Genomic DNA, 15,869 nt, shown 5'->3' on the forward strand with positions numbered 1-15,869 from the left:
GGCGGATGCGCCGCCAGCGGGACTCGGCACCCGTTCCGCTCGTTTTGCACGAACGAACCCGAGCGCCGCCCTCGGCCCCGCCCCCGTGAAAAGCTTCGACAACGGCCGCGCCTCAGCCGGCCGCCGCCAGCGGCGCGTGCCGGCCGATCCAGTCCCAAAGGAACGGCACCAGCGACCGGTCGGTGAACACCCGCACCGTCTCCCCGCGTGCCACCAGGGTCACCGGCTGCAGGGCCAGAAGCGTCCGGGCCGAGCGGCCATCGGCGATCTCGGCCGGGCAGCCATGCGCCAGCAGGCGGCGGGCGCCTGGGCCAGCCAGCTCGATCGCCGGCAGCCCGTCGGTCACGTCGGTCACCAGCACCGAGCGCGGCGCCGCTTGCTGCACCGCCCGGACCAGCTCGAACCGCTGGGCCTGGTCGCTGGTCACCAGCCAGCGGTCCGGCCCGGTCCAGATCGAGCAGGGATCGGCGCCGGTGCAGCTGCCGGGCGCAGGATCCGGGGCATGGCCGAGCAAGCCCGCCAGCGCCAGGGCCAGGCCCGGCGCGCCGTGGGTTCCCGCCAGCCCGACCGCCACCCGCACCGGCGCGATCCCGACCCGCAGGCCAGAAACCGCCGGCACCGGCGCCAGCCCGAACGCCTCGATCGGCCCCAGCGGGGCCAGCTTCGTTTCAGCCACGCAGCCGCTCCCCGGCAGGGTCATAGAACACCGGGCTCACCACCCGCGCCCGATAGGTCCGGCCCAGATGGAACAGGTCGACCTCGGCCCCCGCCGCCTGCAGCGCCCGGCCATCGGCCAGGATCGCCAGGGCGATCGGATGGCTCAAGGTCGGCGAGCGGTAGGCGGAGGTGACATAGCCGCGGCTGCGCCGGGTCCCGTCCTCCTGGCGCTCGTACATGTGCGCCCCGGTCGGGATCGCCTCGTCGGCCACGCTGTTGACCAGGCCCACCAGCTCCAGCCGGCCGGGATCGCGGCTCACCGGCCGCAGCAGCGAGCGCCGGCCGACGAAATCGTGCTGCTTGCTGCGCATCGGTGCGGTGACGCCCAGGTCCTGCGGCTCGCTGTTGCCGTCGGTGTCCCGGCCGATCAGGACATAGCCCTTCTCCGCGCGCAGGATCAGCAGCGCCTCCGAGCCCAGCGGCACGATCCGCTCTGGCCGGCCGAGATCCGCCAGCCGCCGGTACAAGGCCGGGCCATAGGCGGCCGGCACGCTGAACTCGAACGACAGTTCCCCGGTGAAGCTGACCCGGGCGATCCGCAGCGGCACCCCGTCCAGCTCGGTCTGCACGAAGCCCATGTGCGGCAGGGCCTTGGCCGACAGGTCGGCCGCCACCGGCAGGCGCGCCACCACGGACCGCGCCTTCGGCCCGGTCACCGCGAAGGTCGCCCAGGCGGTGGTCACGTTGCTGGCAACCACCTCCAGCTCCGGCCACCCTGTCTGCCGCCATTCCTCGACCATGGCATGGACCCCGGCGGCATGGCTGGAGGACGGCGACAGCAGGAAGCGGTCCTCGGCCAGCCTGGCCACCACCCCGTCATCGTAGAGCTTGCCGTGCTCGGTCAGGAGGAACACGTAGCGCACCCGCCCGACCTTCAAGTCGCTCAGCCGGTGGTAGTAGAGCCGGTCCAGGAAAGTCGCCGCGTCCCGGCCGCCGACCTCGATCTTGCCGAGCGGGCTGCCGTCGAACAGCGCCACGCCATGGCGCACCGCCAGCACCTCGCGGGCGATCGCCGCCTCCCGGCGCTCCTCGCCCTTCGGGTAGAAGGCCGGGCGCGACCAGCCGCCATAGTCCTCGAACACCGCGCCGGCGCGCACATGCTCGCCATGGGCCGACAGGAGCCGCAGGGGCGTCAGCATGGCGCCCCGCCTGGACCCGGCGATGCCGGCGAACGAGACCGGCGTGAAGGGCGGCCGAAACGTCGTGGTCCCCACCGCCGGCACCGGCTTGCCGAGCTGGTCGGCCAGGAGCGCCAGCCCGTTCAGGTTGCTGGTCTTGCCCTGGTCGGTCGCCATCCCGAGCGTGGTGTAGCGCTTGAGATGCTCGACCGAGACATAGTTCTCCTGCACCGCCAGGCCGACATCCTTGCTGGTGACATCGTTCTGGTAGTCGACCCATTGCCGGGCTTTCGGCCGGTCCAGCTTGCGCCAGATCGCCTGTTGCCAGGGCGGCTCACGCGCCGCCCGCGGCGCCTGGCCGTCGCCGGCACCACCGCCCGCCGCCTGCCCCGCCCGGTGCCCGTCGCGCAGGCAGCCGGCCGTATCCATCACCCCGTTCGCGGCGCCCACCGTCACCGAGGCCCGCGCCGCCCCGTCCGGCACGAACCCGTCCAGAGCCTCGTCGAAGCGCAGCCGGCCGCCGTCATGCATGTGCAGGTGCACGGTGGGCGTCCAGCCGCCGGCCGCCGCCAGGAGGTCGCAGCCGATCTCGATCCGCCCGCCGCCGCCCAGCGGCTCCACCACCACGCCGCTCACCCCCTTGCGCCCGTGCACGGCGGTCGCCGCCGCGCCGACATGGGTCGGGATCGCCGGATGCGGCAGGGCGTCGGCGCGCAGGTCGACGATCACCGGCCCCGCGCCCGCTGCCGCCAGCGCTTCGGCAGTCCGCCGCCCGGCCTCGTTGTTGGTCAGCACCACCGGCGAGCGGCCGGCCAGGATGCCGTGCCGCGCCAGGTAGGCTCTTGCCGCGAACGCCGACATCACGCCCGGCCGGTCGTTGTCCGGGAACACCAGCGGCCGCTCGATGGCGCCGGTCGCCAGCACCGTGCGGGCCGCGCGCAGCTTCCAGATCCTCTCCGGCGCAAAGCCCGCCGGCATCGCGCGGCGCTCCGCCAGGACCGCCAGCCCGTGGTCGAACAGGCCGAGCGCCGTGGTGGACGGCAGCAGCGTGACGTTCGGCCGTCCCGCCAGCTCATCCGCCACCGCCGCGATCCAGTCGGCGGCCGGCATGCCCTCGATCTCGACCGGGTCGACCAGCAGCTGCCCGCCCGGTGCCGGCTGGTCGTCGGCCAGCACCACCCGGACGCCTTGGCGCGCCGCCGCCAGCGCCGCGGCCAGCCCGGCCGGCCCGGCGCCCACCACCAGCAGGTCGGCTTGGCCATGGACCTGCGCCCGCTGCAAGGGCTCAGGTGTGGCCGGCACCACGCCCAGGCCCGCCATCTGGCGGATGCGCGGCTCGAACAGGTGCCAGTCCGGCCGGATAAAGGTCTTGTAGTAGAAGCCGGCCGGGATCAGCGGGTGCAGCCGGTCCAAAAAGCCGAACAGGTCCCGCCCGGCCGACGGCCAGCCATGGACGGTCTTCACCACCAGCCCGTCCTCCAGCGGCACCAGGGTGGCGCGGGCGACCGGGTCGTGGCGGCCGTCCGGGAAGCGCACGTCCAGGATCGCGTTCGGCTCCTCCGCGCCGATCCCCCAAAGGCCGCGCGGCCGGTGGTACTTGAACGAGCGGCCGAGCACGGTCTGCCGGTTCGCCAGCAGTGCGGCGGCCAGGCTGTCGCCGGCAAAGCCCTCCATCCGCCTTCCCTCGAAGGTGAAGGAGAGCGGGCGCGTCCGGTCCAACGCCTGGCCGCTGTCGGGAAGCCTCGTGGCCTGGGTGCTCAACCCTGCTCTCCGGCCGGACGCGGGCGATCAACGGGCGCGGCCGCAAGCTCGCGGCCTTCGGCGGACGGATGCCCCGGCAGCACCCCGGTCCGGAAGATCTCGTGGCTCACCGTGTCGCGCTCCACCAGGAACCACTGGCCGCACCCGCCGGCATGGCACCAGAGCTCCTGCTGCCGGCCGCGCCGGTTGTGGCGCTCGTACAGGTAGCCTGCCCAGGCACGGTCGTCGGCGCTGTCCGGATCCGGGCGGCGCACCGTCGCCTCCACCCCGAACTTGAACTCGGTCTCATCCCGGGGTCCGCACCAGGGACAGGCGATCGACAGCATCCCACCTCCACATGCCCGTAAGAGCCGGCCGTCCGGCAGGGCGCATGCCTCCCGGCGATGGCGGCGGAGGCTAGAGTCAGCGCGCGGATTCTGCCAGAGGCGGCGACACGTCCCATCACTCCGAGCGCGGCCGCGCCTCGTGCCGCTGCACCCGCCGGCCGTCATGCCAGTCATAGATCAGCCAGCAGCCCTGCCCGTCCGCCAGGTCCGGGCAGTGGGCGTCCGGCACCGAGATCGCCACGTCGATCCCCCCGGCGAACACTTCCGGGCCGCTGCCGGTGGTGGTGATCGGCTGGAACTTCTCGCTGGAGACCGCGATGTCGATCCGGCAGCCCCCTTCGCCGCAGAAGGCCTCGGTGGGGGCGGTGCAGTCCAGGGTCCGGGTGTCCAGGAGGTAGTCGGTGACCCCGTCCTCGTCGAAGTCGCGCGAGGTGATCACCGGCCGGCTGCCGCCATCGACCAGGCCGCCGCCCAGCCTGCGGCAGCGATCGGCATAGCCGGCCAGCGTCGCGGCCACCCTTGGCGGCAGGCCGTCGGCCGCGGCCGGCGCGGGTTCCTCGCCAAGCCGGGCAAGGCTGGTCCGGATCCGCTCCTGGAGCAGGGCGATGCGGGCCTGGTAGGCGTCGCGCAGGCAGGCGGGCTTCTCGCCGCAGGCGGCCCGCTCCTGCCGGAACGATGCCTGGTCGGGTGGGGCCGCTTTAGCCGGCAGCGCCCCATAGGCGAAGTCCAGCCCGCGCAGCTCGCCGTCCAGCGCCGCCAGCTCCGGGCTGGCGCACACCGCCGCCGGTCCGGCGCCGTCCCCCGAAGCGCAGTCCGGGGCAGCTGGACCGGCGGACGTCCACGGCAGCCAGAACGCTGCGACCAACGCCACAACCAGCACCCAGCCCCGATGCAACGCCCACGCCAATTCCCGCCTCCCCGCCGATGGCCCGAAGCCACGCCCGCCGCTTAAACGAGCCGGCGGCAGGCTAGACAGGCAGGCCCCGGCCTTCCAGCGGACTTGGCGTCGCCGGCCTGGCGGAACGAGCGCAGCCGCCATGACTATGCTATCGCTGCAGGTGCCGAACCGCTTCGGGCGGGGTGCCGCCCTTCCGGGAGAAGCCGTGATGCCCAAGGGGACGCAGTTCAACATCTGGTACTGGATCGCCGCGCTGCTGGGCATCCTGTTCATCCAGTACCTGTACGCCTCCGCCCAGTCGGTGGCGCCGGTGCTCTACAGCGACTTCGAGCAGTACCTGCGCGACGGCCGGGTCGCCGAGGTGGCGATCTCCGACAACTTCATCCGGGGCGAGCTGCGCGAACCGCTGCCGGGCGGCCAGACCCGCTTCACCACCACCCGGGTCGATCCGGACTTCGCCGAGCAGCTGCAGAAATACAATGTCCGCTTCACCGGCCAGATCGAGAGCACGTTCCTCTCCGACCTGCTCTCCTGGGTCCTGCCGGTGCTCCTGTTCTTCGGCCTGTGGATGTTCCTGCTCCGGCGCATGGGCGGCGGGATCGGCGGCGGGCTGATGCAGATCGGCAAGAGCCGGGCCAAGGTCTATGTCGAGACCGACACCAAGGTGACCTTCGACGACGTGGCCGGGGTCGACGAGGCCAAGGACGAGCTGAAGGAGATCGTGGCCTTCCTGCGCAACCCCGGGGATTACGGCCGGCTCGGCGGCCACATGCCCAAGGGCGTGCTGCTGGTGGGCCCGCCCGGCACCGGCAAGACCATGCTGGCCAAGGCGGTGGCGGGCGAGGCCAGGGTCCCGTTCTTCTCGATCTCCGGCTCGGAATTCGTCGAGATGTTCGTGGGCGTGGGGGCCGCCCGGGTCCGCGACCTGTTCGAGCAGGCCCGCGCCAAGGCCCCGGCGATCATCTTCATCGACGAGTTGGACGCGCTGGGCCGCGCCCGCGGCATCGGCCCGATGATGGGCGGCCATGACGAGAAGGAGCAGACCCTGAACCAGCTCCTGGTCGAGCTGGACGGGTTCGACAGCTCCAGCGGCCTGGTCCTGCTGGCCGCGACCAACCGCCCGGAGATCCTGGACCCGGCCCTGCTGCGCGCCGGCCGGTTCGACCGCCAGGTCCTGGTCGACCGCCCGGACAAGGTCGGCCGCGTCCAGATCCTCGAGGTCTACCTGCGCAAGTCCAAGCTCGGCACCGACGTCGATCCGGAGAAGGTGGCGGCCCTCACCCCGGGCTTCACCGGCGCCGACCTCGCCAACCTGGTCAACGAGGCCACCCTGCTCGCCACCCGCCGCAGCGGCGACGCGGTGACCATGGAGGACTTCAACAACGCCATCGAGCGGATTGTGGCCGGCCTGGAGAAGCGCAACCGCCTGCTCAACCCCCGCGAGCGCGAGATCGTCGCCTATCACGAGATGGGCCATGCCCTGGTGGCCATGGCGCTGCCCGGCCTGGACGTCGTCCACAAGGTGTCGATCATCCCGCGCGGCGTGGGCGCTCTCGGCTACACCATCCAGCGGCCGACCGAGGACCGGTTCCTGATGACCCGCGAGGAGCTGGAGAACAAGATGGCCGGCCTATTGGGCGGCCGCGCCGCCGAGTGGATCGTGTTCCACCACCTCTCCACCGGCGCTGCCGACGATCTGGCCCGGGTCACCGACATCGCCCGGGCAATGGTGACCCGCTACGGCATGTCCGAGAAGCTCGGCCATGTCGCGCTGGAAAAGGACCAGCGCTCCCTGCTCACCCCCAACCCGATGGCCGGCGGCCCGCAGGAGCACGACTTCTCCGACCGCACCGCCGCGGCGATCGACGACGAGGTCCGCCGGATCGTGGACGCCGCCTTCGACCGCACCGTCGCCATCCTCACCGAGCGGCGCCAGCTCCTGGAGAAGACCGCCCGCGCCCTTCTGGAGAAGGAGACGCTGGACGAGGCCCAGCTGCGCGCCCTGGTCGGCGCGCCGGCCCCCGTCCCGCCGCAGCCGGTCGCCGTGTGAGCGATCCGGCCAGGGCTCAGTCCGGCTGCGGCCGCGCCTCGTGCCGCAGGCCGGGCTTGCCGTCCTGCCAGGCATAGACGGCCCAGCAGGCCTGGCCGGCCTGGAGGTCCGGGCAGTGCTCCTTGGACACCCAGAGCTCGACCTCGGCCAGCTTGCTCCCCTGCACCAGGGTCGGCTGCCCGCCCATCGCCGAAACCGGCTGGTAGCCCGCCGTCGAGGGCAGGATGTCGACCTGGCAGCCGGCATTGGCGCAGAACGCGGTCGCCGACCCGGCGCATTGCAGGCCCTGGCTGTCCAGCAGGTAGTCGGCCTGCCCGTCGCCGTCGAGGTCGGCGGTGAGGATGTTCGGCTGGTCGCCCCCGGCCTCCAGCTTGCCGCCAAGCTCGGTGCACTGGCCGGCATAGCCGTCGATGACCTTCTGCACGCCCTCGGGCAGCGCCGGCGCCGCCGGCTCCGTCGTCGCCAGGTCGCCCAGGCCGTCCTTCACGGCGGTCTTCAGCGCCTTGATGCGGGCCTCGTACAGCCCGGTCAGGCAGCCGGTGTCGGCGCCGCAGGCGGCACGCTCCTCCAGGAACTTGACCGCCTCGTCATGGCGGACGCCGCTCATGCCCATCATCAGCGGGTACTGCTCGTAGGCGAACCAGAGCCCGCCCATCTCGCTGTCCAGCGCCGAGAGCGAGGGATCCGCGCATACCGCCCGCTCGTCCGGCTTCGCCGCCTTGCCGCAGTCGAAGCTCGCCGCGCCCGCCGGCGGCGTCGCCAGGCCGAACGCCGCCGCCAGCGCCACAACCGGCAGAACCTTCCCGATCACCACGAAGCACCTCCCGTAGCTTGCAAGGGCGCCACCATGCCCTCGGCTCCGCGCCAATCCAATGACATTCAACAGACATGCTGTTGTGAATCGCGCCGCCTGGGGCTCAGCCATGCAATTCCCTGGAGTCGCCCGGGGCCTCGTCCCTCTCCTCCATGCCGTAGTCGCGCATCACCGCCGCCACCCGCAGCCGGTAGTCCGCGAACACCTTGGTGCGGCCCGCCGCCTGCGCCAGCCGGTGCTTCTCGGTCCGGCGCCAGCGCATCACCGCCTCCTCGTCCCGCCAGAACGACAGCGACAGGAGCTTGCCCGGCTGCTTCAGGCTCTCGAACCGCTCCACCGAGATGAACCCGTCCACCTGCTCCAGGACCGGGGTCAGCGATGCCGCGATCTCCAGGTAGTTCTCCAGGTGCCCGCGGCGCGGAATGACCTCGAAGATCACCGCGATCATCGGCCCTGCCCCCAGATGGCCGGGGCGGGGCCGGGTGCGGCCCGGCTGGGAATGCGGCAAGCGGGAATCATGGTCGACTTCTCCTCGGCTGGTCGCTCTGGTTGTAGCGGCTTGCCCGGCTGGGATGCTTCGATCATCATCGTAGCATGAGAGCTGGCCCCGACATCGCCCGCGTCGCCGCCCTGTTGGGGGACCCGGCGCGCGCCAACATGCTGACCGCCCTGCTGGACGGGGGAACCCTCACCGCCGGCGAACTGGCCCGCCAGGCAGGCGTCACCGCGCAGACCGCCAGCTCGCATCTGGCCAGGCTGCAGGACGGCGGCCTGGTCGCCAGCCGCCGCCAGGGCCGCCACCACTATTTCAGCCTGTCCGACCACGATGTCGGCGCGATCCTGGAAAGCCTGATGGGCCTGGCCGACCGGATCGGCCACCAGCGGGCACGACCTGGACCGAAGGATCCTGCCCTGCGCCAGGCCCGGGTCTGCTACGACCATCTGGCCGGCACCATGGCCGTGGCGATGCTGGATTCGATGCTGGCCCAGCGCCTGGTCCATTCTCCGGGCGACGATCTCGTCCTGACCGACCAGGGGAGCGCCTTTATCGGCCGGCTCGGCATCGACCTGCCTTTCCTCGCCCGGTCGCGCCGGCCGCTCTGCCGGACCTGCCTGGACTGGAGCGTGCGCCGTCCGCATCTGGCCGGCGGCCTGGGCGCCGCCCTGCTGACCCGGTTCAGCGAACTCGGCTGGGCGTCCCGGCAGGCAGGCTCGCGGGTCGTGACCTTCACGCCCCTCGGGCAGGAAGCGTTCGCCCGCCTGTTCCCGCCGGCTGCCTGAGACGCCTGCCCGATGCGCCGCTTCCCGCCGGAACGGATCGTGTGCCTGACCGACGAGACGGTCGAGACCCTCTACCTCCTGGGCGAGCAGGACCGGATCGTGGGCGTTTCCGGCCATGCCGTCCGCCCGCCGGGCGTCCGCCGGGACAAGCCCCGGGTGTCGTCGTTCCTTTCCGCGGACCTGCCGAAGATCCAGGCCCTGCAGCCCGACCTCGTGCTGGCGTTCTCCGACGTCCAGGCGACGACCGTGGCGGAGATCGCCCGCGCCGGGCTGGCGGTCCACCTGTTCAACCAGCGCGACATCGCCGGCATCCTGGCGATGATCCGCACGCTCGGTGCCCTGGTCGGCTGTCCCGCCCGGGCCGAGGCGCTGGCAGGCTCGCTGGAGGAGCGGATCGCCGCCATCGCGGCGCGCACCGGAGCGGCGGCGGCACGGCCGAGGGTCTATTTCGAGGAATGGGACGATCCCCTGATCTTCGGGATCGGCTGGGTGTCGGAACTGATCGAGGTGGCCGGCGGCGCCGACGTGTTCGCCGGACGGCGCGGCCGGCCGGCGTCCCGCGATCGCGTCGTACGGCCCGAGGAGGTCGTCGCCGAAGCGCCGGACCTGATCCTGGCTTCCTGGTGCGGCCGCAAGGTGGTGCCGGCCAGGATCGCCGCCCGGCCGGGCTGGGAACGGATGCCGGCGGTGCGGGCCGGCCGGATCGCCGCGATCCCTTCCTCGCTGATCCTCCAGCCGGGCCCGGCCGCCCTCACCGAGGGCCTGGACGCGCTGGTCTCCGCCATCGCCTGAGCCGATCCGTCCCATGCAACGGCAAGGCCGCCTCGCCGGTTGTCGCGGCATGACCGCGACCGCCCACACGGAGGCCATGTCCCCATGCGATCGATTGATCCTCGCCCGCTGCTTCTGCCCTCCCTCCTCCTGACGCTCGCCGCCTGCACCGGCGGAGCGCCCGTGCCGCCGTCGGTGGCGCCGGATGGGCGTCCCGAGAGCACCCGGACCGACCTCCTGGAGGCAGGCGCCACCGCCCTGCAGACCGACGCGCCGGTCGACGCCATGGACATCTACCTGGTGGGCTTCCACCCGATGAAGGACGATCCCGGCCACCAGATGGAAGCCCACCACTTCTGCCGGCAGGTGAACGAGGACTTCGCCCAGTGCGCCCTGTTCGACGGCAACACCGCCGACGCCAACCTGAACGGGCTGGAATACATCATTTCCGAGCGCCTGTTCGAGCAGCTTCCGCAAGAGGAGCGCCAGTACTGGCATCCGCACAATGGCGAGATCCTGTCCGGCCAGCTGGTGGCGCCCAACCTGCCCGAGGTCGCGGAGCACGAGCTGATGGAGGCCAAGATGAACAGCTACGGGAAGACCTGGCACACCTGGCGGTCCGAGCATGGCACCGGTCCGGGCGACCAGATCCCGCTGGGTCCTCCCATGCTGGCCTGGTCGTTCAACCGGGACGGCGAAGCCCGCCCGGAGCTGATCGAGGCCCGCGACCAGGACATGGGCATCTCCACGTCGGAGCGCCGCGCCGCCCGCCAGGACCTGGTCCCTCTGGCACAGCCCCAGGAAGGGGTGGATGCCCTGCAGGGCGCGTTCCCGCGGCCGACCACCGCCATCCCGGGCGTGGTCGACAAGAACGACGCCGCCCGCTGAGCGGTCCGTTCGCCGGGCGGGACGACGCCCTCGCCCGCCCGGCAAGGCCGAAGCCGCGGCCGAGTAGGCGTTTCTGATGCGAAAACTCTTGCATTGCACCTGCCTGTCGTCGTCCCACGGAGGAGGAAGGGTCCTCCGTTGACGAGGCCCGCTCCGATTCCCACATCCGGCTTGGCCAATGGCCGGCCCATGCTTCGGAAACGATGATCACCGAACTGAACAGTCGATCCCGACAGATCTTTCGCCAGATCGTCGACGCCTATGTGACGACCGGGGAACCGGTCGGGTCGCGGACGATCGCGCGCAAGCTCGACGAGCGGCTCTCGCCCGCGACGATCCGCAACGTGATGGCCGACCTGGAGGATGCCGGCCTCCTGTTCGCGCCGCACACCTCGGCCGGCCGGCTGCCGACCGCGGCGGGCCTGCGCCTCTATGTCGACGGCCTGCTCGAGGTCGGCAACATCGGCGACGAGGACAAGCGCAGCATCCGGGCGCAGTGCGTGGGCACGGGCAAGAGCCTGGAGGCGGTGCTGGGCGACGCCACCGAGGCGCTGTCTGGCCTGACCCGCCATGCCGGGCTGGTGGCGGCCCCGGCCAGCGACCGGCCGTTCCGCCATGTCGAGTTCGTGTCGCTGGGCCCGGGCCGCGCCCTGGTGGTCACGGTCACCGATCATGGCATGGTCGAGAACCGGATCATCGACGTGCCGCTCGGCATGCCGCAGACCTCCCTGGTGGAGGCCGGCAACTACATGACCGCCCGCCTGTCCGGGCGGAGCTTCGCCGAGGCGCGGATCCAGGTCCACGAGGAGATCGAGGCACGCCGCGCCGAGATCGACGAGGTGACCCAGCGGGTGGTCGAGGCGGGGCTCGCCACCTGGGTGAAGCCCGGCGGCGACAGCGACGGGTTCCTGATCGTGCGCGGCCAGTCCAAGCTGCTGGAGGACGTCCAGAACCTGGTCGAGCTGGAACGGGTGCGGCACCTGTTCGAGACCCTGGAAACCCGCAAGAACCTGCTGCGCCTGGTGGAGGCCGCCCAGAGCGGCAACGGGGTGCAGATCTTCATCGGCGCGGAAAACGAACTTTTCGGCCTGTCCGGCTGCTCCATGGTGATCGCGCCCTACCGCGCGCCATCGCCGGACCAGTCGCAGTCGGCCGTGGTGGGGGCGATCGGCGTGATCGGCCCGACCCGGATGAATTATGCGCGGATCATCCCGATGGTGGACTACACCGCCCGGGTGGTCAGCCGCATGCTCGGTCACCATGACAACGGAAGCAGGGAATGACGACGGAACAGGAAGCGACCACCAACCCAGAGGCCGAGGCCAAGGTCGAGGAGACCCAGGTCGTCCAGCCCGAGCAGGAGATCGCGGACCTGAAGGACAAGCTCCTGCGCGCGCTGGCGGATGTCGAGAACACCCGGCGCCAGAAGGAGCGCGAGGTCGACGAGGCGCGCCGCTACGCGGTGACCCGGTTTGCCCGCGACCTGCTCGACGTGGCCGACAACCTCAAGCGCGCCCTCTCGGTGCCGGCTTCGGCCGCCGAGGAGAACCCGGCGCTCAAGAATCTGCTCACCGGCGTCGACATGACCGAGCGCAGCCTGCAGAGCGTGCTGGAGCGCCACCAGATCAAGCGGATCGAGCCGCAGATCGGCGAGAAGCTCGACCCGAACCGCCACCAGGCGATGTTCGAGGTCCCGCGCGCCGACGTCGCTCCCGGCACGATTGCCGAGGTGATGCAGGCCGGCTATCTGATCGCCGACCGCCTGCTGCGGCCGGCGATGGTCGGGGTCGCGGCACGGCCGGCCGAGGCCGCGGACGAGACGGCGTCACCGGGCGAACCCGGCTCCAGCGTGGACACGCGGGCCTGATCCGCACCGATCGACGGCGTACGGACGAGCGGCGCCGGGCAGAGGACGTTTTTCGATGAAGACTGGTGTGAAGCGGGTGGTGCTGGCCTATTCGGGCGGGCTCGACACCTCGGTGATCCTGCGCTGGCTGCAGGACAATTACGGCTGCGAGGTGGTGACCTTCACCGCCGACCTGGGCCAGGGCGAGGAACTCGAGCCGGCCCGCGCCAAGGCCGAGATGATGGGCGCCACCCAGATCTTCATCGAGGACCTGCGCGAGGAGTTCGTCCGGGATTACGTGTTCCCGATGTTCCGGGCCAACACGGTCTACGAGGGCTGCTACCTGCTGGGCACCTCGATCGCCCGGCCGCTGATCGCCAAGCGCCTGGTCGAGATCGCGCACCAGACCGGCGCCGACGCCGTGGCCCATGGCGCCACCGGCAAGGGCAACGACCAGGTCCGCTTCGAGATCTCGGCCTACGCCCTGGATCCGTCGATCAAGGTGATCGCCCCCTGGCGCGAATGGGACCTGAACTCGCGCGACCGGCTGATCGAGTATGCCGAGGCCCGGCAGATCCCGATCCCGCGCGGCAAGCGGGGCGAGCCGCCTTATTCGACGGACGCCAACCTCCTGCACATCTCCTACGAGGGCAAGGTGCTCGAGGACCCGTGGGTCGAGCCCGACGAGGAGATGTTCACCCGCTCGGTCTCCCCGGAAGCGGCGCCCGACCGGGCCAGCTACGTCGAGATCGACTTCGAGAAGGGCGACCCGGTCGCGGTGGATGGCATCCGGCTCTCGCCGGCGGCCCTTCTGTCCCGCCTGAACGATTTGGGCGGCGCCAACGGCATCGGCCGCCTGGACCTGGTCGAGAACCGCTTCGTCGGGATGAAGTCGCGCGGCGTCTACGAGACGCCCGGCGGCACCATCCTCCTGGCCGCGCATCGCGGCATCGAGAGCATCACGCTGGACCGGGGTGCCGCGCACCTTAAAGACGAGTTGATGCCGCGCTATGCCGAGCTGATCTACAACGGCTTCTGGTTCACCCCGGAGCGCGAGATGCTGCAGGCCGCGATCGACGCCAGCCAGGCGAACGTGACCGGCACGGTGCGCCTCAAGCTGTTCAAGGGCAGCGTGCAGGTGGTCGGCCGCAAGTCGCCTTTCACCCTCTACAGCCACGAATACGCGACCTTCGAGGCCGACACGGTCTACGACCAGCGCGACGCGGAGGGCTTCATCAAGCTGAACGCCCTGCGCCTGCGCATCAAGGGCCTCTCGGGCAAGCTCGCGGCGAAGACCCAGGCCGGCGAGTAAGCCGGCGACGCGGACGGAGGTGGCCGCCAGGCGCTGCCACCTCCCGACGCTCCTTTAGCGGACGATCATCTCCAGCGGCGCCTTGGCCAGCGGCTCCGCCTTGCCCTCGGTGACCAGCGAGGTCCGCGCCAGCGTCATGGCGCGGCCGGTCTCGCTGTTCATCAGGATGATGTGGATGAAGAAGGTCATGCCCGGCGCCATCACCACCGGGTTGCCGGTGTAGAACATCGGCCAGTCCATCCAGGACGGCGCGTACACCGCCCCCAGCGAGTAGCCGGTGGCGTTCAGGCGGTGCGCCCGCATCCCGTGGCGGTCCAGCACCGCCGCCTGGGCATCGAACACCTCCCCCATCGTCCGCCCCGGCACCAGGGCCGCCTCGGCGGTGAGCAGGGCCTCCTTGGCGGCATCGAACATGCGGCGATGGTCGTCGTCGGGCTCGCCGACCAGCAGGGTGCGCATCAGCGCCGCGTGGTACTGCCGGTAGACGCCCGCGAACTCCAGGGTGAGCTGGTCCCGCGCGTCCAGCTTGCGCCTTCCGGTATAGTAGCGGCACAGCAGCGCCTGCGGCCCGCTGCCGATGATGAACGGGTTGCCCGGATAGTCGCCGCCGCCCTCGAAGATCGCGTCGTGCATCCTGGCCAGGATCACGCCCTCGTCGGCGCCGGCATGGGTCGCGGCCACCGCGGCGTCCAGCGCGGCGTCGCCAAGCTTGGCCGCCTCGCGGACATAGACCAGTTCCTCGACCGACTTCACCAACCGGATCTTCGAGAGCAGCAGCGAGGCCTCCTCAAGGGTCGCGAACCCCTCCAGGGCCGCTTCCAGCCGCTTGCCGTTGCGATAGGTCAGCCCGTGCGTGTCGAACTCGACCCCGACCCGCCGGCCGCGCAGCCCCAACTCCTCCAGCACCGGGCGGAGGTCGGTGGAGGCCGGGTCGGCCCCGTCGCGATCGACCCAGATCCGGATGTCCTGGATGTTCGAGGTCAGCTGCGCCTGGCGCAAATCGGCGGAGCGGGTCACCAGGACCGGCTCGCCCTTGGCCGGGACCACCAGGCACTGGAAGAAGCAGAACCCGAACGTGTCGTAGCCGGTCAGCCAGAACATGCTTTCCTGCTTGAACACCAGCAGGGCATCCAGCCCCTGGTCCGCCATCGACGCCCGGACGGCATCGCGGCGACGGTCGAACTCTGCGGCGGAAAAGTGCAAAGGCACGGTCGGCTCCTCGTCGATCCCAGGCGGCATGGCATCCACCGTTCCGATTTGCTTGTCGAGCCCCTGGCGCGCCCGAGCCGCCTTGGGCACGATCCGCCCGCATAACATGAACGGGAGAGCGGCGTTGCAGGGTCGGGTAGCGGATCGGGTGGCGGTGGTGTTCGGCGCGGCGCGGGGGATCGGCGCTGCCGTCGCGGCGCGCTTGGCCGAGGAGGGCGCCATCGTCTGGATCGCGGACGGACGCCCGGAAGGACAGGCGACCGCCGAGCGGATCGGCGGGCGCTTCCTCTCTTGCGACGTGTCGAAGGAACAGGACGTCCAACAGGTGGTCAACGCCATCGTCGCCGAGCATGGCCGGCTGGAGATCTGCATCCAGAACGCCGGCATCTTTCCCGAGACCATGCTGGACGAGATCAGCGTGGCCGAGTGGGACCAGGTCCTGGCGGTCAATCTGCGCGGCTCGTTCCTGGCGATCCGCGCCGCCTTCGCCCCGATGAAGCAACGGAACTACGGCCGGATCGTTCTGACCAGCTCGATCACCGGTCCGCGGGTGGTGCCGCCCGGCCATGCCCATTACGCCGCGTCCAAGGCCGGGCTGCTGGGGCTGATCCGGGCAGCCGCGCTGGAGGGCGCGCCGTTCGGGATCACCGTCAACGGCGTGGAGCCCGGCAACGTGCTGACCGAGGGGATGCGCGCCGAGCGCTCGGCGGCCTATGTCGAGGGCATGGCGCGGTCCATCCCGCTCAAGCGGCTGGCCGATCCGGCCGAGCTCGCCCACAGCTACCTGTTCCTGGCCTCCGACGAGGCCGCCTACATCACCGGGACCAGCATCGTGGTCGACGGCGGCCAGACCCTGCCCGAGGGCAAGGTCTAGCTCC

15 protein-coding genes are annotated in these 15,869 nt (G+C 71.2%); 8 read left to right on the forward strand and 7 right to left on the reverse strand.

All coding sequences use genetic code 11. The annotated features are described in order from the left end of the window. Positions 1-112: 112 nt before the first annotated feature. The 4 genes from GEMRO_RS32240 to GEMRO_RS32245 form a co-directional block, all read right to left on the reverse strand. On the reverse strand, positions 113-676 hold the full coding sequence (locus GEMRO_RS32240; protein WP_169728299.1) for an aminomethyltransferase family protein: 564 nt from the start codon (positions 674-676) through the stop codon (positions 113-115). Further along, complete coding sequence (locus GEMRO_RS35600) at positions 669-3,596, reverse strand: 2Fe-2S iron-sulfur cluster-binding protein (RefSeq protein ID WP_027132648.1); 2,928 nt, start codon at positions 3,594-3,596, stop codon at positions 669-671. The genes GEMRO_RS32240 and GEMRO_RS35600 overlap by 8 nt, the downstream gene beginning before the upstream one ends. Next, entirely contained in the window at positions 3,593-3,922 is a 330-nt protein-coding gene (locus tag GEMRO_RS26975; RefSeq protein ID WP_051328579.1) for a sarcosine oxidase subunit delta, read from the reverse strand. The genes GEMRO_RS35600 and GEMRO_RS26975 overlap by 4 nt, the downstream gene beginning before the upstream one ends. A gap of 115 nt (positions 3,923-4,037) precedes the next feature. Continuing rightward, the gene (locus GEMRO_RS32245; protein ID WP_051328580.1) at positions 4,038-4,700 is read right to left on the reverse strand and encodes a lysozyme inhibitor LprI family protein; all 663 of its coding nucleotides are present in this window, start codon (positions 4,698-4,700) and stop codon (positions 4,038-4,040) included. 328 nt (positions 4,701-5,028) lie between these two features. On the opposite strand from GEMRO_RS32245, the gene ftsH reads away from it, so the two are divergent. Next, positions 5,029-6,870 (forward strand): ATP-dependent zinc metalloprotease FtsH, encoded by a 1,842-nt coding sequence (gene ftsH / locus GEMRO_RS0101845; protein ID WP_027132649.1) that lies wholly within the window; start codon positions 5,029-5,031, stop codon positions 6,868-6,870. A 16-nt stretch (positions 6,871-6,886) separates the two neighbouring features. On the opposite strand, the gene GEMRO_RS34825 is transcribed toward ftsH, so the two are convergent. Both GEMRO_RS34825 and GEMRO_RS0101855 read right to left on the reverse strand, forming a co-directional pair. Next, a complete protein-coding gene (locus GEMRO_RS34825; RefSeq protein ID WP_205624875.1) occupies positions 6,887-7,681 on the reverse strand; it encodes a lysozyme inhibitor LprI family protein in 795 nt (264 codons plus the stop codon). A gap of 106 nt (positions 7,682-7,787) precedes the next feature. Continuing rightward, positions 7,788-8,132 carry an antibiotic biosynthesis monooxygenase family protein gene (locus GEMRO_RS0101855; RefSeq protein ID WP_027132650.1) on the reverse strand — a complete coding sequence of 115 codons (345 nt, stop codon included), beginning with the start codon at positions 8,130-8,132 and terminating at the stop codon, positions 7,788-7,790. A 146-nt stretch (positions 8,133-8,278) separates the two neighbouring features. Here GEMRO_RS0101855 and GEMRO_RS0101860 point away from each other — a divergent pair, with 146 nt between their 5' ends. The 6 genes from GEMRO_RS0101860 (at position 8,279) to GEMRO_RS0101885 (ending at position 13,782) form a co-directional block, all read left to right on the forward strand. Continuing rightward, positions 8,279-8,965 (forward strand): ArsR/SmtB family transcription factor, encoded by a 687-nt coding sequence (locus GEMRO_RS0101860; protein WP_027132651.1) that lies wholly within the window; start codon positions 8,279-8,281, stop codon positions 8,963-8,965. Positions 8,966-8,977: 12 nt separating this feature from the next. Next, entirely contained in the window at positions 8,978-9,757 is a 780-nt protein-coding gene (locus tag GEMRO_RS0101865) for a cobalamin-binding protein (RefSeq protein ID WP_027132652.1), read from the forward strand. Positions 9,758-9,841: 84 nt separating this feature from the next. Beyond that, positions 9,842-10,624: an OBAP family protein gene (locus GEMRO_RS0101870; RefSeq protein ID WP_051328581.1), complete on the forward strand. Its 783-nt coding sequence runs from the start codon at positions 9,842-9,844 to the stop codon at positions 10,622-10,624. A gap of 203 nt (positions 10,625-10,827) precedes the next feature. Continuing rightward, entirely contained in the window at positions 10,828-11,907 is a 1,080-nt protein-coding gene (gene hrcA, locus GEMRO_RS0101875; RefSeq protein ID WP_027132654.1) for a heat-inducible transcriptional repressor HrcA, read from the forward strand. After that, positions 11,904-12,491, forward strand: a complete 588-nt coding sequence (grpE, locus tag GEMRO_RS26990) for a nucleotide exchange factor GrpE (protein ID WP_051328582.1) — start codon at positions 11,904-11,906, stop codon at positions 12,489-12,491. Before hrcA ends, grpE begins: the two co-directional genes overlap by 4 nt. Before the next feature lie 55 nt (positions 12,492-12,546). Next, positions 12,547-13,782 (forward strand): argininosuccinate synthase, encoded by a 1,236-nt coding sequence (locus tag GEMRO_RS0101885; protein ID WP_027132655.1) that lies wholly within the window; start codon positions 12,547-12,549, stop codon positions 13,780-13,782. A gap of 54 nt (positions 13,783-13,836) precedes the next feature. On the opposite strand, the gene GEMRO_RS0101890 is transcribed toward GEMRO_RS0101885, so the two are convergent. Further along, complete coding sequence (locus GEMRO_RS0101890) at positions 13,837-14,991, reverse strand: M24 family metallopeptidase (RefSeq protein ID WP_027132656.1); 1,155 nt, start codon at positions 14,989-14,991, stop codon at positions 13,837-13,839. A gap of 124 nt (positions 14,992-15,115) precedes the next feature. On the opposite strand from GEMRO_RS0101890, the gene GEMRO_RS0101895 reads away from it, so the two are divergent. After that, positions 15,116-15,865 carry an SDR family oxidoreductase gene (locus tag GEMRO_RS0101895; RefSeq protein ID WP_027132657.1) on the forward strand — a complete coding sequence of 250 codons (750 nt, stop codon included), beginning with the start codon at positions 15,116-15,118 and terminating at the stop codon, positions 15,863-15,865. Positions 15,866-15,869 lie beyond the last annotated feature (4 nt).

The organism is Geminicoccus roseus DSM 18922, from assembly GCF_000427665.1.
GTDB classification, from domain to species: domain Bacteria; phylum Pseudomonadota; class Alphaproteobacteria; order Geminicoccales; family Geminicoccaceae; genus Geminicoccus; species Geminicoccus roseus.